This is a genomic window from Nonomuraea sp. NPDC048901, from assembly GCF_040649695.1.
In the GTDB taxonomy this organism is placed as follows: domain Bacteria; phylum Actinomycetota; class Actinomycetes; order Streptosporangiales; family Streptosporangiaceae; genus Nonomuraea.
In genome coordinates this window covers 1-19,583 of record NZ_JBEZFW010000010.1, presented here as the reverse complement: position 1 = coordinate 19,583, position 19,583 = coordinate 1, and the positions used below count along the sequence as shown (strand labels likewise).

The 19,583-nt window shown below is 72.9% G+C and carries 21 protein-coding genes; 12 read left to right on the top strand and 9 right to left on the bottom strand.

Going from position 1 to position 19,583, the window contains the following annotated elements:
* Positions 1 to 122: 122 nt before the first annotated feature.
* Positions 123 to 1,295 carry a uroporphyrinogen-III synthase gene (locus AB0C30_RS31990; RefSeq protein ID WP_357951658.1) on the bottom strand — a complete coding sequence of 391 codons (1,173 nt, stop codon included), beginning with the start codon at positions 1,293 to 1,295 and terminating at the stop codon, positions 123 to 125.
* A gap of 253 nt (positions 1,296 to 1,548) precedes the next feature.
* On the opposite strand from AB0C30_RS31990, the gene def reads away from it, so the two are divergent.
* Entirely contained in the window at positions 1,549 to 2,031 is a 483-nt protein-coding gene (gene def, locus AB0C30_RS31985; protein WP_357951656.1) for a peptide deformylase, read from the top strand.
* Here the strand turns inward: def and AB0C30_RS31980 are convergent.
* The 3 genes from AB0C30_RS31980 to AB0C30_RS31970 are packed head-to-tail and all read right to left on the bottom strand — an operon-like array spanning position 1,970 to position 3,801.
* Positions 1,970 to 2,248: a WhiB family transcriptional regulator gene (locus AB0C30_RS31980; RefSeq protein ID WP_357952182.1), complete on the bottom strand. Its 279-nt coding sequence runs from the start codon at positions 2,246 to 2,248 to the stop codon at positions 1,970 to 1,972. The genes def and AB0C30_RS31980 overlap by 62 nt on opposite strands.
* A gap of 33 nt (positions 2,249 to 2,281) precedes the next feature.
* On the bottom strand, positions 2,282 to 3,199 hold the full coding sequence (locus AB0C30_RS31975; protein WP_357951654.1) for a glycosyltransferase: 918 nt from the start codon (positions 3,197 to 3,199) through the stop codon (positions 2,282 to 2,284).
* Positions 3,196 to 3,801 (bottom strand): HAD family hydrolase, encoded by a 606-nt coding sequence (locus tag AB0C30_RS31970; protein WP_357951652.1) that lies wholly within the window; start codon positions 3,799 to 3,801, stop codon positions 3,196 to 3,198. Before AB0C30_RS31970 ends, AB0C30_RS31975 begins: the two co-directional genes overlap by 4 nt.
* Before the next feature lie 173 nt (positions 3,802 to 3,974).
* Here AB0C30_RS31970 and AB0C30_RS31965 point away from each other — a divergent pair, with 173 nt between their 5' ends.
* Genes AB0C30_RS31965 through AB0C30_RS31925 form a run of 9 tightly spaced genes read left to right on the top strand, consistent with a single transcriptional unit; the run spans position 3,975 to position 13,540 of the window.
* Entirely contained in the window at positions 3,975 to 5,606 is a 1,632-nt protein-coding gene (locus AB0C30_RS31965; RefSeq protein ID WP_357951650.1) for a carbamoyltransferase C-terminal domain-containing protein, read from the top strand.
* A complete protein-coding gene (locus tag AB0C30_RS31960) occupies positions 5,603 to 6,700 on the top strand; it encodes a glycosyltransferase (protein WP_357951648.1) in 1,098 nt (365 codons plus the stop codon). The genes AB0C30_RS31965 and AB0C30_RS31960 overlap by 4 nt, the downstream gene beginning before the upstream one ends.
* On the top strand, positions 6,697 to 7,935 hold the full coding sequence (locus AB0C30_RS31955) for a glycosyltransferase family 9 protein (protein WP_357951646.1): 1,239 nt from the start codon (positions 6,697 to 6,699) through the stop codon (positions 7,933 to 7,935). The genes AB0C30_RS31960 and AB0C30_RS31955 overlap by 4 nt, the downstream gene beginning before the upstream one ends.
* On the top strand, positions 7,913 to 9,112 hold the full coding sequence (locus AB0C30_RS31950) for a glycosyltransferase (protein ID WP_357951644.1): 1,200 nt from the start codon (positions 7,913 to 7,915) through the stop codon (positions 9,110 to 9,112). Before AB0C30_RS31955 ends, AB0C30_RS31950 begins: the two co-directional genes overlap by 23 nt.
* A gap of 25 nt (positions 9,113 to 9,137) precedes the next feature.
* On the top strand, positions 9,138 to 9,686 hold the full coding sequence (locus AB0C30_RS31945) for an SIS domain-containing protein (protein ID WP_357951642.1): 549 nt from the start codon (positions 9,138 to 9,140) through the stop codon (positions 9,684 to 9,686).
* Positions 9,683 to 11,047, top strand: a complete 1,365-nt coding sequence (locus tag AB0C30_RS31940; protein WP_357951640.1) for a PfkB family carbohydrate kinase — start codon at positions 9,683 to 9,685, stop codon at positions 11,045 to 11,047. The genes AB0C30_RS31945 and AB0C30_RS31940 overlap by 4 nt, the downstream gene beginning before the upstream one ends.
* On the top strand, positions 11,044 to 11,718 hold the full coding sequence (locus tag AB0C30_RS31935; RefSeq protein WP_357951638.1) for an SDR family oxidoreductase: 675 nt from the start codon (positions 11,044 to 11,046) through the stop codon (positions 11,716 to 11,718). The genes AB0C30_RS31940 and AB0C30_RS31935 overlap by 4 nt, the downstream gene beginning before the upstream one ends.
* Entirely contained in the window at positions 11,709 to 12,581 is an 873-nt protein-coding gene (locus tag AB0C30_RS31930; protein ID WP_357951636.1) for a glycosyltransferase family 9 protein, read from the top strand. The genes AB0C30_RS31935 and AB0C30_RS31930 overlap by 10 nt, the downstream gene beginning before the upstream one ends.
* Entirely contained in the window at positions 12,578 to 13,540 is a 963-nt protein-coding gene (locus tag AB0C30_RS31925) for a UDP-glucuronic acid decarboxylase family protein (protein ID WP_357951634.1), read from the top strand. The genes AB0C30_RS31930 and AB0C30_RS31925 overlap by 4 nt, the downstream gene beginning before the upstream one ends.
* A gap of 4 nt (positions 13,541 to 13,544) precedes the next feature.
* Here AB0C30_RS31925 and mshC read toward each other — a convergent pair whose 3' ends face one another.
* The 5 genes from mshC to AB0C30_RS31900 all read right to left on the bottom strand — a co-directional run bounded on the left by mshC (position 13,545) and on the right by AB0C30_RS31900 (position 17,502).
* A complete protein-coding gene (gene mshC, locus AB0C30_RS31920; RefSeq protein ID WP_357951632.1) occupies positions 13,545 to 14,768 on the bottom strand; it encodes a cysteine--1-D-myo-inosityl 2-amino-2-deoxy-alpha-D-glucopyranoside ligase in 1,224 nt (407 codons plus the stop codon).
* On the bottom strand, positions 14,765 to 15,430 hold the full coding sequence (locus AB0C30_RS31915) for an NRDE family protein (protein WP_357951630.1): 666 nt from the start codon (positions 15,428 to 15,430) through the stop codon (positions 14,765 to 14,767). The genes mshC and AB0C30_RS31915 overlap by 4 nt, the downstream gene beginning before the upstream one ends.
* 63 nt (positions 15,431 to 15,493) lie before the next feature.
* On the bottom strand, positions 15,494 to 16,261 hold the full coding sequence (locus AB0C30_RS31910) for an SCO1664 family protein (RefSeq protein ID WP_357951628.1): 768 nt from the start codon (positions 16,259 to 16,261) through the stop codon (positions 15,494 to 15,496).
* Complete coding sequence (locus AB0C30_RS31905; RefSeq protein ID WP_219528509.1) at positions 16,258 to 16,806, bottom strand: DUF3090 domain-containing protein; 549 nt, start codon at positions 16,804 to 16,806, stop codon at positions 16,258 to 16,260. The genes AB0C30_RS31910 and AB0C30_RS31905 overlap by 4 nt, the downstream gene beginning before the upstream one ends.
* Before the next feature lie 9 nt (positions 16,807 to 16,815).
* A complete protein-coding gene (locus tag AB0C30_RS31900) occupies positions 16,816 to 17,502 on the bottom strand; it encodes an MSMEG_4193 family putative phosphomutase (RefSeq protein ID WP_357951626.1) in 687 nt (228 codons plus the stop codon).
* Positions 17,503 to 17,566: 64 nt separating this feature from the next.
* On the opposite strand from AB0C30_RS31900, the gene AB0C30_RS31895 reads away from it, so the two are divergent.
* Together AB0C30_RS31895 and AB0C30_RS31890 are read left to right on the top strand one after the other, a co-directional pair.
* On the top strand, positions 17,567 to 18,514 hold the full coding sequence (locus tag AB0C30_RS31895; protein WP_357951625.1) for an aldo/keto reductase: 948 nt from the start codon (positions 17,567 to 17,569) through the stop codon (positions 18,512 to 18,514).
* A gap of 127 nt (positions 18,515 to 18,641) precedes the next feature.
* The gene (locus AB0C30_RS31890) at positions 18,642 to 19,490 is read left to right on the top strand and encodes a hypothetical protein (RefSeq protein WP_357951623.1); all 849 of its coding nucleotides are present in this window, start codon (positions 18,642 to 18,644) and stop codon (positions 19,488 to 19,490) included.
* Positions 19,491 to 19,583: the final 93 nt, after the last annotated feature.

The window sequence follows — 19,583 nt, the reverse complement described above, 5'->3', positions numbered from 1 at the left end:
CGACGCCAAAGCGCTCGAAGAGGCCTCTGCCGACGCGACCGGCACCAACGCGCTCGAACCGACCTGTGCGGCCGCGCCCGGAATCGGCGCGCCAGAAGCGGGAGTGGCCCGCGGCGACGACGTCACAGGGACGCCGTCTCGTGGCTGCAGGCGAGCCGGTAACCACGCTTGACCACCGTCTCGACGATCCCGGCGGGCCCCAGGGCGCGCCGCAGCCGCGTGATCGCCATCTCGACCGCGTGCTCCGCCGAGTCGCGCGACAGGCTGCCCGGCAGCACGGTACGCAGGTCGGTGCGGGAGACCACATTGCCGGGCTTGTCGGCCAGGCGCTTGAGCACGGCCATCGGCGCGGGCGGCAGCGGCCTGAGCTCGCCGTCGACGACCACCGCGTGCCCGCGGATCTCCAGCCGGTGCCCGCCCGCCACGAGCCGGGTGACGCCGTGTTCGGGCAGGTGCCTGGCCAGTGCCCTGGCCAGGGCGCCGAGGCGGGACCTTTCGGGCTGCAGGGTAGGTACGCCACGCGTGACCAGCGGCCCGGCGGTGACCGGCCCGACGCAGGCCGCCACGACGCGGTCGCCGAACGCCGCCAGCAACTGTTCCTCCAGCCCCTCGGCGCGGGCGGCGCCGAGCATGGCGTGTACGGCGGGCGCGCTGGTGAAGGCCACGGCGTCCACGGCGCCGGAGAGCGTCTGGGTGATGAGGCGGCGCAGCGGCGATGGGTCGCGGTACGGCAGCCACCGGTAGACCGGGATCTCGATCACCTCGGCCCCGGCCTCCCGCAGCACCTCGACGAACTCCGTCAGCGGCTCGCCGTGCTGCTGCACCGCGATGCGGCGGCCGTGCAGATCCTGGGCCAGGAGGTACTGCTTGACCTCCTCGCAGGACTCGGTGGCGGGGGTCCAGTGGTCGTTCAGCCCGGCGGCGCGCACCGCTCCCCTGGCTTTGGGGCCGCGGGTGAGCAGGCGGGCCTTGGTCAGGTGGTCGGCCAGGTCGGCCGACAGGCCCCAACCCTCGGCCGCCGCCATCCAGCCGCGGAAGCCGACGCCGGTGGTGATCACCACGTCGTCCACCGGGCCGGCCAGGCTGAGCCGGGTGGCGGCCAGCAGGTCGGAGTCCTCGGAGAGCGGCACCAGCCTGATGGCGGGCGCGCTCACCACCCGTGCGCCGCGCCGTTCGAGCAGCGCGCCGAACTCTTCGCGCCGCCGGGTGGCGGTCACGCCGACGGTGAAGCCGGACAGCGCGTCCGGCGCCGTCTCCAGCTCACGCGCCGGGTCGTCGAGGGGAAGCGCGTTCACGCGGACACCCCCCGTGGTGGTGGGCTTGGCCGGGCCCCGAGCGCCCGGCCAAACATCACAGGTCCATGAGCCGGAAGTGAGATCACAGATGAGATAGTGCTTTCGGGCGGTTTCGCCGCTGGGTCTCCTTTGTTACCGCTGTGCTACAACCCAGAACCGTTACCGCGGTGCTACAACCCAGAACCCTGGCGGTTGATCCCGAAGGCGCGTGGGAAGCACCACCGCAGACCACGCGGCCTATCGGGGAGTTGCGGTGACAGTCCGCCCTATTCGCATGTTCAGCGATCCGGTGCTCCGCTCGGTGGCGGCGCCGGTTCACGACTTCGACCGCGAACTCCGGGGGCTGGTGAAGTCCCTGACCGCGACGATGCGCGCGGGAGCCGGCCGCGCCGGGCTGGCCGCGCCCCAGATCGGAGTGCCGCTACGCGTGATCGTCTATTCCTACGACGGCAAGTCGGGATGCCTGGTCAATCCACGGCTGGAGCTGTCGGAGCGGCGTGTCACGGCTGACGAGGCGTGCCTGTCGGCGCCGGGCCTGTGGTGGCCGCTGGAACGTTCGTACATGGTGACGGCTCGGGGCCGCGACGCCTTCGGCAAGGGCGTGACCGTGCGGGCGCTGGGTGTGCTGGCCAGAGTGCTGCAGCACGAGGTCGACCACCTCGACGGCGTGCTGTTCAGCGACCACCTCGAGGACGGCGAGCGCCAACGCTTTCTCGCCGAGGTGATGTCAGGATGATCTCCCGTCGTTGCGACGGGTCGGTGCCGCCCCAGACGCCGTAGGCCTGTCCGGTGCTGAGCGCGTAGTCGAGACAGGGCTCACGTACCGGGCAGTCGCGGCAGATGACTTTCGCGCGCTCCGCTTCGGCGTGGCCCAGCCCCTCGGGCGAGATCGGGAAGAACAATTCCGGGTCTTCGACCAGGCAGGCGGCCTTATGCGACCAATCTATTGGCATCATGCCAAATGGCCCTACCCATCACTTTTCCGGTCATACATCCTCAAGAAGGCGATCCCAATCGGCCAGGAACCTGGGCAGCCCGTAACGGGCCAGCGCGGCGGCGCGGGCCGCCTTGCCGGTCTGAGCGGCGAGCTCCGGGTCCTCGACGAAGCCTCTGAGCGCCTCGGCCAGGACGTCCACCCGGGTCGAGAGCACGCCCGCGTCGAGCGGCACCGCCTCGACGGCCTCGGTGACGGCCAGCGCGACGACCGGCAGGCCGAGCGTCATCGCCTCGATGAGGGCCAGCCCGAGAGAGGTCCACCGGTAGGGATGCAGGTAGACGCGCCGCCTGGCCAGCTCGGCGTGCATCCGCGCCTGCGGCAGGTCGTAGGCCCCGTACGGCAGGCCGTCCACCCCCATGCCGAACAGGTCGAGCGGCACCTCGGCGGCGAAGCGGGGCAGCAGGTCGGTCCCCGCCACCCGGGTGCGCCGGACCGGCTCGTTCACCACCACGCCGGCCCTGGGCAGCTCCCCGGTGTAGAGGTGGCCGGGGTCGGGGATGCCGTGCTCGATAACCCGGGTGGGCGCCCTGCCGCTGTCCCAGAACAGCTCGTTGAAGTGGGTGACGTGCACCAGCGTGAGGTCGGCGCGGCCGGCGAGCGGATGGCGGGTGCGCGGCACGTCGCCCGCGGGCGTGTTGTGCTCCACGTAGACGCCCGGCACGTCGCGGCCGAGCCACTCGCGGGCCAGCTCGGGCTCGTGCGGGCGCTGGTAGACGGCGACGTCGATGTGCTCCTCGCGCAGCCGGTCCCAGGCCACCTCGCGGGCGCGCTCCGGCCAGTCGAAGGTCCTCGCCCGTCCCCGGCCGTCCGGTCCCCGGCCGGGGACGAGCGGAAGCACGTAGTCGTGCTCGCCGCGTACGAAGGAGCTGGTCCACGAGCCGTGCACATGCCAGTGCAGGATCCTCACCAACGGCTCCAGCCCACCAGCGGCGACCAGACCGCGGCGCCCGCGCTCACGCGGGCCGCCTCGCCGGCCTGGGCGACGGCGCTCAGCACGCGATCCGCCACGTCGGACAGGTCCTCGGCCACCTCGGCGGCCTGCTGGATCTCCTCCCTGCGGGTCTCGCCGGTCGGCACCAGGATGCCCCTGGCACCCGCCGCCTTGGCCGCCTCCATGTCCCTGCCGATGTCGCCCACCACGACGCAGTCGCGCGGGCTGACGTCGAGGACGGCCGCCGCCCTGATCACCAGGCCCGGCGCGGGCTTGCGGCAGGTGCAGCCGTCGGAGTCGTCGTGCACGCAGATGGCCCACGCGTCGAACGGGCCGAGGAGCTCCTCGACCCTGGCGTTCACCTGATCCATCTCATCCGGCGAGAGCAACCCCTTGGCCACGCCCGACTGGTTGGTGACGACCGCCACCGGCACGTCGGCCCGGCGCAGCCGCACCAACGCCTCCAGCGCGCCCGGCATCGGCTCGACCCTGGCGGGGTCGCCGTTGTAGGGGACGTCCTTGATCAGGGTCCCGTCCCGGTCGAAGAGCACCGCTCCGGGACGTCGTTGTTCGAACAACTTTCACCTCCGTCGCGCTGTCAGCCAGCTACCCGAGGGCCCTCTCCACAAACAACTACTCAGCGTGACCAACCGCAGGACCGTCAGCCCGTTTTCGCACTACAGAGGGGTTGGCCAGGTTTGAGAGCCGCTTCTCTCGGTAGCCACTCCCTACGTCCCGGGGGAGGAACGTAATGAGATTTCTCGGCATCAACGCGATATTTCATGATCCGGCCGCCGCCCTGGTCGCCGACGGGCGGATCGTCGCCGCCGCGGAGGAGGAACGGTTCAGCCGCCGCAAGCACGGCAAGCGCCCGCTGCCCTTCTCGGCGTGGGAGCTGCCGGAGCAGGCGGCCGCCTGGTGCCTGCGCGAGGCGGGTCTCCATCCCGAGGATCTGGACGCGGTCGCCTATTCCTACGACCCGTCGCTGGTCCGCCAGCGCCCCGACGGCGACTGGGAGGACCTGCGCACCAGGTACGCCGTGCGGGTGCCGAACTTCCTGGCCACCGCCCTGCCCGGCCTCGACCCCGCCCAGGTGCGCTACGTCCCCCACCACGTGGCGCACGCCGCCTCGGCCGGGCTCGCCTCGCCCTACCGGGACTGCGCGGTGCTGGTCTGTGACGGGCGCGGCGAGAACGTCTCGCACCTGGCCGGCCGCTACCGCGACGGCGAGCTGGAGGTGCTGGCCGCGCAGGAGTTGCCGCACTCTCTGGGGCTGATGTACGAGGACGTCACCGAGCACCTGGGCTTCCTGCGCTCCTGCGACGAGTACAAGGTGATGGCCCTGGCCTCCTACGGCCGGCCGCGCCACCTGGAGTCGCTGCGCGAGTTCGTCCGGACGACCGGCGACGGCGGCTTCCGTACCGACCCCGTCGACTGGAACACCTACGCCAAGGCCCTGCCTCGGGGCGCCCCGTGGACCGCCGACCACGCCGACCTGGCCGCCAGCGTGCAGGCGCGGCTGGAGGAGGTGCTGCTGGAGCTGATCGGCTGGCTGCACGAGCGCACCGGCGAGCGGCGGCTGGCCCTGGCCGGCGGCGTCGCGCTGAACTGCGTGGCCAACTCCCGGCTGCTGGCCGAGGGGCCGTTCGAGGAGATGTGGGTCCAGCCGGCCGCCGGGGACTCCGGCACCGCGCTGGGCGGCGCGCTGCACCTGGCGCGGGCGTACGGGGAGCCGGCCGCGCCCATGCCCGGGGCCGACCTGGGGCGCGGCTTCACCGACGAGGAGCTCGGCGCCTGGCTGGAGGTGGCGCGGGTGCCGTACTCGCGGCCCGCCGACCTGGCCGCCGCGGTCGCCGCCGAGCTGGCCGCCGACCGGATCGTCGCCTGGTTCCAGGGCCGCTCGGAGTACGGCCCGCGGGCGCTGGGCCGCCGCTCGCTGCTCGCCCATCCCGGGTTCCCGTACAACACCGAGCGGCTGAACGACGTGAAGGGCAGGGAGCAGTTCCGGCCGATCGCGCCCATGGTGCTCGACTCGCGGGCCGCGGAGATCTTCGGGCGGGGGCCGGTGCCCTCGCCGTACATGCTGTTCGTGCACGACGTCCATCCGGACTGGCGGGAGCGCATACCGGCAGTGGTGCACGTGGACGGGACCGCGCGCATCCAGACGGTCTCGCCCGCGGCGGATCCGCTGCTGGCCAGGATGCTGACCTGTTTCGAGTCCCGTACGGGCCTGCCGGTGGTGGTCAACACCAGCCTGAACACGGCGGGACGGCCCATGGTGGACGATCCGCGTGACGCGCTGGAATGCTTCGGGTCCTCGCCGGTCGAGGTGCTGGCCCTGGGGCCGTACCTGGTGCGGCGCGGGCAGGTGTTCGCGTCGTGATCACCGTGGTGGTCCCCACGATCGGACGGCCCAGCCTGGGCGCCACGCTGGCGGCCGTGGGCACCCGGCTGCCGGTCATCGTGGTGGACGACCGTCCAGCGAGCCGGGCGGGCCCGCTCGAGGTGCCCGAGCGCGTACGGGTCGTGCGGTCGTGGGGCCGGGGGTCCGCGGCGGCGCGCAACGCAGGGTGGCGGGCAGCGGACACGCCGTGGGTCGCCTTCCTCGACGACGACGTGGTCCCGCGGCCGGGCTGGGCCGAGGCCGTGTGGGCGGACCTCGCGGAGCTGACCGATGACGTGGCGGGCAGCCAGGGCCGCGTCGAGGTGCCGCTGCCGCCCGGCCGCCGGCCGACGGACGCCGAGCGGAACACCGCCGGGCTGTCCGCCGCGGAGTGGATCACCGCCGACATGGCCTACCGCAGGAGCGCCCTGGAGGCGACCGGCGGGTTCGACGAACGCTTCCCCCGCGCCTACCGGGAGGACGCCGACCTCGCGCTGCGCATGCTCAGCGCGGGGCACCGGCTGGTCAGGGGCGAGCGGGTGACGGTCCACCCGGTACGCGACGACGGGTTCTGGTCGAGCGTGCGGTTCCAGCGCGGCAACGCCGACGACGCGCTCATGCGGCGGCTGCACGGGCCGTCGTGGCGGGCGGCGCTGGGCGGCGCGCCGGGCCGGCTGCGCCGCCACGCCCTCACCACCGGCCTCGGCTGCACCGCGGCCACCCTGACGGCGGCCACCCTGACGGCGGCCTGGGCGGCCCGTAACAGGGACCAGGCCGGGCGAAAACGGCGCCTAAGCGTGCCGCCCGTGCGGGGGCGGCGCCTGACCGTACCGACCATGCGGGGGCGGCGCCTGACCGTGCCGGCCGGGCGGAGGCGGCGCTCGACCGTGCCGGCCGGGCCGGGGCCCTTGGCCGTGATCGCGGCTCTGGCCGCCGCCGGGTGGGCCGTGCTGAGCGCCGAGTTCGCCTGGGCGCGGATCGCGCCGGGGCCGCGGACCCCCGCGGAGGTCCTGCGGATGGCCGTCACCAGCGTGGCGATACCGCCGACCGCCTGCGCGCACCGGCTGCGAGGGGAATGGAGGGTCCGGCGATGAATGTACCGGGCGCCCTAACGACGTCGGCCACGGCGACCGAGCCGACCGCGCGCCAGGAGCCGACCGTGAACCGGGAGCCGACCACGAACCAGGAGCCGACCGCGTGCCAGGAGCCGACCACGAACCGGAAGCCGTCCAACAACCGGGAGCCGTCCACGCGCCGACAGCCTCCAGGAGGCGGGCCGGACCGGGGCCGGGTGCTCGTGGCCCGGCTGGACGACGCGGGCGACGTGCTGCTCGCCGGCCCCGCCGTACGCGCCGTACGGGCGGGCGCGCGCGAGGTGGTGCTGCTGGCCGGGCCGCGCGGCAGGGCCGCCGCCGAGTTGCTGCCCGGCGTCGACCAGGTGATCGAGTGGCGGGCGCCGTGGATCGACCACGACCCGCCGCCGGTGGACATGGACCGGGTCAATGAGCTGGTCCAGCAGGTCACAGGGGTGGACGAGGCGCTGATCCTGACCTCGTTCCACCAGTCGGCGCTGCCGCTCGCCCTGCTGCTGCGGCTGGCCGGCGTACGGCGGATCTCGGCGATCAGCGAGGACTACCCGGGCTCGCTCCTGGACGTCCGTCACGTGGTGGACGAGAGCCGCGACGTGCCCGAGGCGGAGCGGATGCTCGCGCTCGCGCGGGCGGCCGGGTTCGAATTGCCGCCCGATGATCAGGGAAAACTCGCTGTCCGGCGCCCCCTTCCGGATATCGGGCACGTTATCGGGAACCTTGTAGATACCGGCACAGGCGCCGGCGAAGGCGCGTACGTAGTGGTGCACCCGGGGACGTCAGCTCCCGCCAGGACCTGGCCTGCCGAACAGCATCGGCAGGCGGTCCGGGAGCTGGCCGAAGACGGGCACCGGGTCGTCGTGACAGGCAAGGAGCGCGAGCTCACCGCCTATGTCGCCCACGATGTTGCGGTCGACCTCGGCGGAAGAACGACGCTTTCACAGCTGGCAGCCCTCATTGAGCGGGCCGGCGTGCTCGTGGCGGGAAACACCGGCCCCGCGCACCTGGCAGCCGCGGTCGGTACGCCTGTCGTGAGCTTGTTCGCCCCGGTCGTCCCCTCTGCCCGGTGGGCCCCCTACGGAGTGCCCACGGTGCTCCTCGGCGATCAGCGAGCCCTCTGCCGGGACACCAGGGCACGCGAGTGCCCGATCCCCGGGCACCCATGTCTGTCACAGGTGACAAGCGAGCAGGTGGTCAAGGCAGTGAGGGAGCTGACCAGTGAATGTCGATCTGATCTCTGAACACGCGGACCCCCTGGCCGCGATCGGCAGCGTCGACTCAGGTGGCCAGAACGTCTACGTCGCCGCGCTGGCCGTCGCGCTGGGAGAGCGCGGGCACACGGTCGTCGTCCACACCCGCCGCTCCGATCCGGCCCAGCCGGACTCGGCGCCCCTGGCGCCCGGCGTCACGGTCGAGTACGTCACGGCCGGGCCCGCGGTTCCGATCCCGAAGGACGATCTCCCGCTGTACATGCCGGAGTTCACCGACCGCCTCGCCGACCGCTGGGCCGTGCGCCGGCCCGACGTCGCGCACGCGCACTTCTGGATGAGCGGGCAGGCGGCCCTGCAGGCCACCGAGGACGTGCCGGTGGTGCAGACCTTCCACGCGCTGGGCACGGTCAAGCGGCGCTGGCAGGGCCGCGCGGACACCAGCCCCGCACACCGCCTGGCGACCGAGCGCGAGATCGGCGCCCACGCCGACAGAGTGATCGCCACCTGCGGCGACGAGGTGAACGAGCTGCGCGCGATGGGCGTGCCCGAGCAGCGCGTCGCGGTCGTGCCGTGCGGCGTCGACCTGACCGAGTTCTGCCCCCGCGGCCCGGTCGCGCCGCGCCTGGCGGTGGGCGCCCGGCGTCCGATGGTGCTCAGCATCGGCCGCCAGGTGCCGCGCAAGGGCGTCGACACCGTGATCCAGGCCATGCGCGGGCTCCCCGGGGCCGACCTGGTGATCGCCGGCGGTCAGCGGGACGGCGAGGAGGCGGCGCGGCTGCGCGAGCTGGCGGCCGGATACGGCGTCGGCGACCGGGTGCACGTGATCGGCAGCGTCCCCCGCGAGCGGGTCCCCGCGCTCATGCGCTCGGCGGACGTGGTGGTCTGCGTGCCCTGGTACGAGCCGTTCGGCATGGTGGCGGTCGAGGCGATGGCGTGCGGCGTGCCGGTCGTCGCCTCCGCGGTCGGCGGCCACCTCGACACGGTCGCGGGCTGCGGCGTGCTGGTGCCGCCCCGCCGCCCGCGCGCGCTGGCCAGGGCCCTGCGCGACCTGCTCGCCGACGAGGACCGGCGCCGGGCGCTGGGCGCGGCCGGGGCACGCCGCGCCCAGGAGAGGTACGGCTGGGCCCGCGTCGCGCAGCAGACCGAGGCCGTGTACACGCAGGTGATCGACGGCAAGGTAGGCCGCCTCGCCGCTCTTGGGGGCTGAACGAGCTGAACTATGGGGGCTGAACATGGACACGCATCTGGAGAAACTCTGGTGGGCCCTGTCGAGGGTCGACGACCACGCGGCCACGGTCCGCGCGTGGGGCGGCAAGCTCGCGGGGGTGCTGGGCGCCGGAGGCAGGCTGCTGGCCTGCGGCAACGGCGGCTCGGCGGCCGAGGCGCAGCACCTCACGGCCGAGCTGGTCGGCCGGTTCCGGGCCGACAGGCCGCCGTACTCGGCGATAGCGCTGCACGCCGACACCTCGTCGATGACGGCGATCGCCAACGACTTCGGCGCCGAGGAGGTGTACGCCCGGCAGGTACGCGCGCACGGCCGTCCCGGAGACGTCCTGGTGTGCCTGTCCACCAGCGGCGGCAGCGGCAACGTGCTGGCCGCGGCACTGGCCGCGCAGGAGCGGGGGGTGATCGCGTGGGCGATGACCGGGCCGGCCCCGAACCCGCTGGCCGCCCTGTGCGACGAGGCCGTCGCCGTGCCCGCCGAGGAGGTGTGCACCGTACAGGAGGTGCATCTCGCCATGATCCACCTCCTGTGCGACGCGGTCGAGGAGGCCCTATGAGGGGACCCCTGGTCGTCGTCGGCGACACTCTGCTCGACCTTGACATCGAGGGCGAGACCGAACGGCTCTGCCCCGACGCGCCCGTCCCCGTACTGGACGTCGCCGCCGAGCGCGCCCGCCCGGGAGGCGCGGGGCTGGCCGCGCTGCTGGCCGCCCGCGACGGCGCCGAGGTCGTGCTGATCACCGCCATAGGCGACGACCCGCCGGGCCGCCGCCTGTGCGGGCTGCTGTCGGCGGAGGTCGATCTCGTACGCCTCCCGCTGCGCGGCGGCACGGTGCGCAAGACCAGGGTGCGGGCCAGGGACCAGACGCTGCTCAGGATGGACACGGGCAACGGCCGAGCCGGGTACGCCCCCGGCTCCCAGACGGCCGAGGCCCTCGGCCGCGCCGCCGTGGTACTGGTCTCCGACTACGGACGGGGCGTCGCCGGGGTGGCGCGCGGGCTGCTGCGCGCGGCCGAGGCGCCGATCGTGTGGGACCCGCATCCCAGGGGCGAGGAGCCGGTGCCCGGCTGCGCGCTGCTGACGCCCAGCGAGCCGGAGGCCAGGCAGCTCTGCTCGCACCCGTACCACGGGCCGGACCAGGCGGCCCGCCACCTGCTGCGCGACCTGCGCGCCCAGGCGGTGGCCGTCACGCTTGGTCCCCGGGGCGCCGCCCTGGCGCTGCGGGGCGGCGGCCCGGCCAGGCGGGTGCCCGCGCCGGTCCTCGCCTCCGTCCGGGACGTGTGCGGGGCCGGCGACCGCTTCGCCGGCGCCGCGGCTCTCGCGCTGGGCGGCGGCGCGGCCGCCCAGCAGGCGGTCACGACCGGCGTGGCCGCGGCCTCGCGCTTCATCGAACGCGGCGGTGCCGCCTCCGTCGGCGGCGCCGAGCGCGGGCCCGGCGCCCGCCTGGCCGAGCAGCGGCTCGGCGACCGGCCGCGCACCGCGCTGGAGGTGGCCGAGCTGACCCACGCGAACGGCGGGCGGTTGATCGCCACCGGCGGCTGTTTCGACCTGCTGCACGCGGGGCACGTGAGCCTGCTGCGGCGGGCCAGGGCGCTCGGCGACGCGCTCGTCGTCTGCGTCAACTCCGACGAGTCGGTGCGCAGGCTGAAGGGCCCCACCAGGCCCGTCGTGGACGCGCGCGACCGCGTCGAGGTGCTCAGGGCGCTCGGCTGCGTGGACGCGGTGCTGGTGTTCGAGGAGGACACACCCGCCGCCGTCATCGAGCGGCTCCGCCCCGACGTGTGGGTGAAGGGCGGCGACTACGAGGGCGACGTGCTGCCCGAGTCCGCCGTGCTGCGGCGGCTCGGCGCCGAGACCGTCGTGCTCAGCACCTTGCCGGGACGGTCGACGACCAACCTCATCAGGGAGATCCGATGAACATATTGATCACTGGAGGTGCCTCCGGGCTCGGCCTGGCGACGGCCGAGGCGGTGCGCAAGGAGGGCTGGCGGCCGCTGGTCGTGGACGTGCGGGAGCCCGAGCAGGACGTCGAGCACGCGATCGCCGACCTGGCCGACCGGGCGCGAGCCGAGCGGGCCGTCACGGAGCTGGCCGAGCGGGCCGGCGGTCTCGACGCCGTGGTCACCGCCGCCGGGATCGACGCCTGCGGGCGGCTGGCCGAGGTCCCCGCCGACGACTGGGACCGGGTGATCATGGTCAATCTGCTGGGCACGGCCTCGGTCGTACGGGCGGCGCTGCCCTACCTGACGCGCTCCCGCGGCAAGGTCGTCACCTGCGCCTCGACGCTCGGGCTGCGCCCGCTGAGCGACGCGTCCGCCTATTGCGCCTCGAAGTTCGGCGTCGTCGGGTTCACCCGCGCCCTGGCCGTCGAGCTGCGCGGGCAGGTGGGGGTGACGCTGCTGATCCCCGGCGGCATGCGGACCGGCTTCTTCGACGGCCGTCCCGAACAGTACCGGCCGGGGCCCGAGGCGGGCCTGAACAACCCCGCCGACGTCGCCCAGACCATCGTCTTCGCCCTCACCCAGCCCGCCGGATGCGAGGTGAGAGAGCTCGTCGTCTGCCCTTCCACGGAGACGTCATGGCCCTAGAACTCCTCGCGCTGCGCGGGCTGGGCCTGGGGGACCTGCTCACGGCCGTACCCGCGCTGCGCGCCCTGCGCCAGGGCTTCCCCGAGCACCGGATCACGCTGGCCGCGCCCGCCGGGCTCGGCCCCCTGCTGCCCCTGACCGGGGCCGTGGACGCGCAGATCGACGTGTCGGGCCCCGGTCCGGTCGCGTTCGACCGGCCGGACATCGCGGTCAACCTGCACGGCCGGGGCCCGCAGAGCGTCGGGGCGCTGCGGCGTACCGATCCGGGACGGCTGATCAGCCACGGCACCGGGCCGCCGTGGCGCGACGGCGTGCACGAGGTGCGGCGCTGGTGCGACCTGCTGCGGTGGTACGGCATCGAGGCCGATCCGGCGGATCTGACGCTCGGCCTCTCCGACCGGACGGGACCCGTGATCGTGCACCCGGGGGCCGCCTACCCGGCGCGGCGCTGGCCGCCCGAGCGGTTCGCGCGCGTCGCCGCCGCCTTGGGCGACGTGGTCGTCACGGGGAACGCGGCCGAGGTGCCGCTGGCCCGCGAGGTGGCCGAGCTGGCGGGGCTGCCGCCGGAGCGGATGCTGGCCGGGCGTACCGACCTGGCGGGGCTGATCGAGCTGGTCGGCAGGGCCCGGCTGGTGGTCTGCGGCGACACGGGCGTCGCCCATCTGGCGACGGCGTTCTGCGTGCCGTCGGTGGTGCTGTTCGGGCCGGTCTCGCCCGCGCGGTGGGGCCCGCCGCCGGGGTGGCGGCACGTGGCGCTGTGGGCGGGCCGCAACGGCGACCCGCACGGCGCGGCGCCCGACCCGGGTCTGCTGAGGATCGAAGTCTCCGAAGTCGTCGACGCCGCCTTGGAGGTCACGTCATGAGGGCATTGGTCACCGGCGGCGCCGGGTTCCTGGGCTCCTACCTCTGCGAGCGGCTGCTGGACGAAGGGGCGCAGGTGGTCTGCATGGACAGTTTCCTCACCGGCGGGCCGCGCAACGTCGAGCACCTGATCGACCGGCCGGCCTTCCGGATCATCGAGTGCGACCTGACCGGGTATGTGCACGTACCCGATCGGCTCGACCTCGTCCTGCACTTCGCTTCCGCGGCCTCGCCCGCCGACTACCTGCGCTATCCGATCGAGACGCTGCGGGTGGGCAGCGTCGGCACCCTCCACGCGCTGGGGCTGGCCCGTGAGAAGGGCGCCCGGTTCGTGCTGGCCTCCACCAGCGAGGTGTACGGCGACCCGCTCGAACACCCGCAGCGGGAGACGTACTGGGGCAACGTCAACCCCGTCGGGCCACGCAGCGTCTACGACGAGGCCAAGCGCTTCGCCGAGTCGCTGACCACCGCCTACCGCCACTCACGCGGCACCGACACCGGCATCGTGCGCATCTTCAACACCTACGGCCCGCGCATGCGGCCGTTCGACGGCCGGGCGATACCGACGTTCATCAGGCAGGCGCTGCTCGGCGAGCCGATCACGATCACCGGGGACGGCACGCAGACCCGCTCCATCTGCTACGTCGACGACACGGTGGCGGGCATCCTGGCCATGGCCGGCAGCGACTTCGCCGGGCCGGTCAACATCGGCAATCCGGATGAGCTGACCATGATAGAACTGGCCGCGCTGATCAAGGAGCTGACCGGGTCGTCGTCGCCGATCGAGTTCATCGACCGACCGGCGGACGATCCCCGGGTGCGCCGCCCCGACACGTCGCTGGCGGCGGAACGGCTGGGCTGGCGGGCCGTGGTCCCGGCGGCGGAGGGGCTGCGCCGGACGATCGACTGGCTCGCGGCGGAGCTGTCCGCCGACGAGCCGCTGGCCCGGCTGAGCACCTGAACGACTAGAGTGCGACGCCCAGCAGGGCGTCGATCAGGTCGCGGGCCAGGGCCGCCGCCGCCGGGTCCGAGCCGCCCTCGGACAGGGCTCGCTCGACCCATGCGTCGACGGCGGCCAGCGCGCCCGGGGTGTCGAGGTCGTCGGCGAGCCGTTCGCGCACCTCGGCCAGCAACCGGCCCGCCTCTGGCGCGGTGGCGAGCCCGGCCGCCGAGCGCCACTTGGCGAGGCGGGCCTCGGCCGCGGCGAGCTGGGCCGGGACGTACTCCCAGTCCTCGCGGTAGTGGTGGGCGAGCAGCACGAGCCGGATCGCCATCGGGTCGTGCCGGCCCCGCAGCTTGGAGACGAAGACCAGGTTGCCCTTGGACTTCGACATCTTCTCGCCGTCGAGCGCCACCATCCCGGCGTGGGTGTAGAACTTGGCGAACGGCCACTCCCCGGTGGCCGCGTGCCCCTCGGAGGCGCCGCACTCGTGGTGGGGGAAGATCAGGTCGCTGCCGCCGCCCGCGACGTCGTAGCCGGCGCCCAGGTTGTCGAGGGCGATCGCGGTGCACTCGATGTGCCAGCCGGGCCGGCCGCGGCCGAGTGCCGACTCCCATGACGGCTCGCCGGGCCGCTCGGCCCGCCACAGCAGCCAGTCGAGCGGGTGGCGCTTGCCGGGCCGGTCGGGGTCGCCGCCGCGCTCGCCGAACAGCTCGACCATGAGCTCCTCGCTGTAGCCGGACACCTGCCCGAACTTGGGCGCGTCCGCCACGCTGAAGTAGACGTCGCCGTCGAGGTCGTACGTGACGCCCTTGGCCGCCAGCTTGGCGATGAGCTCGGCCACCCGGCCGACAACCTCGGTCACGCCGACGTACTCGCGCGGCGGCACGATGCGCAGCGCCTCCATGTCGGTGCGGAACAGCTCGATCTCCCGTTCGGCCAGGTCCTGCCAGCTGACCCCGGTCTGCTCGGCCCGCTCCAGGAGCGGGTCGTCGACGTCGGTGGCGTTCTGGGTGTAGTGGACCTCGTGGCCCATGTCGCGCCACACCCTGCCGACCATGTCGAAGGCCAGGTAGGTGTTGGCGTGGCCCAGGTGGGTGGCGTCGTAGGGGGTGATGCCGCAGACGTACATGCGGGCGGTCTGACCCGGGTCGCTCTGCCGGACCTGCCCGGCCGCCGTGTCGTAGAGCCGCAGTGGGACGCTCTCACCGGGAAGCGCGGGAATGGCGGGGGCAGACCACGATCTCATGCCTTTGAGCCTATCCGTCCAGAATCAGCGGTCAGGTCCGTGAACTCGTACGTCACGCCCTCCGCCGCCAGTGTGACCAGGGTCACCGACAGCGAGGCGAAGACGCGGCCGTCGGGCAGCTCGTGCCGGATGATCAGGGCCGCCGGGTCGGAGGAGGGGGCGGCGGCGATGAGCTCGCGCCAGTCCGCGGCGCTCTCGAAGCGCGGCCGGAAGGCGGCCACCCGTTCGTCTTCCGGGTTGAGACCGGTGTTGACGATCATGCTGGTGCCGTCGGGGACCTCGGAGGCGCTGAGCCGTTCCCCGTCCCAGCTGAACAGCCGCACCCGCGTCAGGTCGGCGAGCAGCAGGTGAAAGGGGTCGTAGAAGGTCAGGTCGACATCGGGCAGGTCATTGGCCGCGACGGCGAGGAGCGGCAGGTCGCCGCGGGAGATCTTGGTGGCCTCGGCCGCGGGCCGTCCGTGCCCGTTGAGGAGGGCGGCGGCGCGGCGCCGGGCGGGGTCGACGGCCAGCCAGGTGCCGCCCGCCTTGAGGTCGCGCCCGCCCACCACGCCGCGGTGTTCGGGCCAGTGCTCTCCCGGCCCTTCCCAGGGCCGGTCGGCGAACTCGTCTCGCACGCCCATCAGCGTCAGCGGCTGACCCGTCTTCACGATCACCGTGCACATAGGGCAAAGCGTAGTAAACGGTTTTCCATGAGCGGCCGGGGGATGGCCAGTTGACGCGTCGGTCTACATGGGCGGCCACGGGATGGCCGGCCACTCGCGGGAGGGGTAGGGGTGCAGGCCGGTCTCCAGCAGCCGCCTGATCCGGTTCCAGGTCGCCTCGACCTCGGCGAGCGTGAGCAACTCGCGCAGCCTGCGGCCGAGCTGACCCGACTCGATGTCGCGCTCCAGCTTGGTCAGCGTGGTCACGGCGTCGCGGGCCAGCGGCTTGCCCCGCCACTGCCAGAGCACGGTACGTAGTTTGTCCTCGGCGGAGAAGCAGACGCCGTGGTCGACCCCGTAGACGTGGCCGGTGGGCAGCGGCAGCAGGTGGCCGCCCTTGCGGTCGGCGTTGTTGACCACCGCGTCGAACACCGCCATCCGCCGCACCACCGGGTTGCGGCTGCGTACGAGGCGCATGAGGTCGACCTCACGCTCGGTGTCGATCCACAGCTGGCACATGCCTGGACCGAACGGGCCCTCCCGGAGGACGGTCGGCGGCACGATCTGCCAGCCGGTCGCCTGGGAGACCTCGAACGCCGCGACCTCGCGGGCGGCCAGTGTGCCGTCGGGGAAGTCCCAGAGCGGGCGCTCGCCGCGTACGGGTTTGTAGACGCAGGCGGCGGTGCGCTCACCGAGCGTGATCGAGCAGTAGAGCGTCATGTTGGTCGCCTCGACGAGGCGGCCCGCCACTTCCAGGCGGCCGTCGCGCAGCAGCTTGAGCGCCTCCTCGTCCTCCATGGGCGACGGGTGCGACGGCGGCCTCGTAGCCGGTTCGCTCTCCGGAGCGCTCATGATGTCGCCTCACCCCCGCGATAGCCGTTGAGGCGGACGCAGACGTGTCCCTCGGGGTCGAGTGGCTGCCCGCAAAGGGGACAGGCCGGTCGGCCCGCAGCGACGAGCTGGAGCGCCCGCTGGGTGAACGCACGGGCGACCCCGGCGCTGATCCGCACCCGCAGCATGGCGGGCTCGGGTGCTTCGACGGCTTCCTCGTCGATGATCTCCTGCGCTTCGATCACCACCTGTGAAGTATCGGGATCCCAGGCCAGTGCCATGGTGCCGACCCTGAAGTCCTCCGTGACAGGCACCTCTAGGGGCTTGTCGTCCGTCAGGTCGGCGGGCGCCATGGCGGGCACGTGCGCGGTGCCCCCGCTGCGGCGCAGCACCTCGTCGAGCAGCTCGTCCAGCCTGCCCGCGAGCGCCGCCACCTGCAGCTTCTCCAGCGCTACCGTGGTCAGTCTGCCCTCGGCTCTGGCCTGCAGAAAGAAGGCTCGCGCGCCCGGTTGCCCCAAGGCACCGGCCACGAACCTCTCTGGTGGGTCGTAGTCGAAGACCGGCATAGCCTGACCTTACGTGGTTCCGGGTCCACCGCCGACGGCGGCATCGCTCCCGGAGAGTTTTTCTCCCCCGTCTTTCTCCTCCGAATCCTCGGGAAGCTGCAATTCCCCCATATCGTTAAGCCTGAGAACAAAGGGGCGCAAGGGGGCATAGCGAATGACGGTGAGAGCTCCGGGATCTGCAGTTATCCGCTGAAATTGATCCAGGTGGAGCCCCAGCGCGTCGGCGACGATGGCCTTGATCACGTCTCCGTGGCTGCACGCCAGGTAGACTCCCTTCTCCCCCAGGCGTTGATTCCACTCCCGTACGGCGGCCACGGCCCTGTGTTGCATTTCCGTCAAGGCCTCCCCTTCCGGAAATGTCACCGCGCTGGGGTGCGCCTGCACCACCTGCCACAACGGCTCCTTCGCCAGTTCCTTGAGTGGCCGCCCCGTCCACGCTCCGTAACCGCACTCCACGAACCGCTCATCGGTCTGTACGGCCATGCCGCGCCCCTCGGCGACGGCCTGGGCCGTCTCCTGGCAGCGTTCGAGCGGGCTGGAGACGATGGCGTCGAGCCGGACGCCCGCGATGCGCCCGGCCAGCGCCGCGGCCTGCGCCCGGCCCGCCTCGCTCAGATGCACTCCGGGAGTGCGGCCGGCCAGCACCGGCCCGGTGAGTGCGGTGAGCCCGTGGCGGGCGAGAAGGAGGGTGGTCACCGACCAAGTGTCGCAGGCGTGGATCACGGCGTTTGACGCACCCGGGCGGTAACCTGGCGGGATCATGGAGCAGCGCTATGTCGGCCGGAGCGGCCTGTCGGTGTCCCGCCTGGGGCTCGGCACGATGACCTGGGGGCGTGACACCAGCGCCGACGACGCGGCGGCGCAGCTGCGCACCTTCATGAGCGCGGGCGGCACCCTGGTCGACACGGCCGACGTCTACACGGGCGGCGACGCCGAGCGGCTGCTCGGCCGGCTGCTGCGCGACTCGGTGCCGCGCTCGGAGCTGGTGATCTCGACCAAGGCGGTGGTGACGCCGTCGGGCCGCCGGCCGCGTGACGCCTCCAGGCGCCATCTGATCGCCGCGGTCGACGACTCACTCAACCGCCTGGGCCTCGACTACATCGATCTCTGGCAGCTGCACACCTACGACGCCGAGGTGCCGCTGGAGGAGACGATGGCGGCGCTCGACGCGATCGTCTCCTCGGGCCGGGCCGTCTACGCCGGCGTCTGCGACTACGCCGGCTGGCAGCTGGCCGCCGCCGCGGTCATGCAGCGGGCGATCCCGGGCCGCATCCCGATCACCTCCGCCCAGGCCGAATACTCTCTGCTGGCCCGCGAGCCGGAGCGCGAGCTGCTGCCCGCCGCCGAGCACGTGGGCGCGGGCGTGATGGCCTGGTCGCCGCTCGGCAGGGGGGTTCTGACGGGGAAGTACCGAACGGGCATCCCGGCCGATTCGCGGGCCGCTACGCCACATTTCGCCGATTTTGTCCGCCCGTATCTCGACGAACGCAGCCGTCGTGTGGTCGAATCCGTGATGACCGCGGCCGACGGGCTCGGGGTCTCGCCGCTGGCGGTGGCGCTCTCATGGGTTCGCGACCAGCCGGGCGTGGCCTCCGCTATCGTCGGTGCCCGTACGCACGCTCAGCTCGCCGGCGCACTGAACGCCGAGGACGTGGTGTTGCCGCGAGAGATACGTGAGGCCCTGGATGACGTGTCGTCGCTCGACTGAGAGCGAACGAGAGTCATGCTCGCGTGTCACGCGTCGATACCGAATCGCAACTTTAGCCGGAAAACGCCTGCGACACACCGTCGATGTCCATAAAGATTTCCCCCGTAAGCGACGCAGGAGGGGACGGATGGGCAGCAGGACCGCGATCTCGGCTGGAGCTCTCGCGCTGGCGCTGGCCGCGATCCCGGTCGTCTCCTCGCCCGCGCTGGCCGAGGCGGTCGACTGCAAACGCGGCGACGGGCTGCTGTCCGGGGTGACGAACGGCCTGTGCGACGTCGTGGAAGCGGTCACCGGCACGGTCGACAGCCTCACGGGCGACAAGCTCAAACCCGTGACGAAGAAGGTCGGCGGCACTGCCGACGATCTTCTCGGCACGGTGGGCGACGCGGTCCCGACGACGATCCCCACCAGGTCGGGGCAGCCCCAGCCGACTCCCTCGGACCAGGAACTGCTGCCCAACACCCTCAGCGAGGTCTGCCTCCCCGTGCTGGCCTGCGAGCATCAGGACGCCCAGCAGCGCAACAAGGACCCCGAACACGTCCTGGAGACCCCGTCCCCCGAGGACTCCGCCAAGCCCACTCCGACGGCGAAGCCGAACAAGCGGGAGAAGAAGGACTCGACGACGACCCTCCCGACGGACGGCCCGACACCGCCCGAGACCGATCCCCGCGAGCCGGACACGACCGCGAGCCCGATCAAGATCCAGACGGCTGACACCGACGAGCCGCGTATCGACCTCCTGTGGCCCAACCCCTTCGCCCAGGACCTCACGGCTCCCCTGCGCGACCAGCCGATCATCCGCCCGTCGAAGCCCGCCTCGGACGTCCTGGGCACCTCCTTGACGATCGCCTTGCTGACCTCGGCGATCCTGGCGACCCGCATCGTCCAGCAGCGCCGCCAGCGCACGGAGCAGCCGGACTCGATCCCCTTCGAGCCGGCCAGAGCGAACAACGGCCGCCGCCACCGCCTGGCTTAGTGGCCTTGCCTGGAAGTCTCTCGGGGTTGACTTTCGGATCTGGTGTGGTCAGTCCGTGAGGGGGGTCACGTAGAGGTCGCAGGCCAGGTCGAG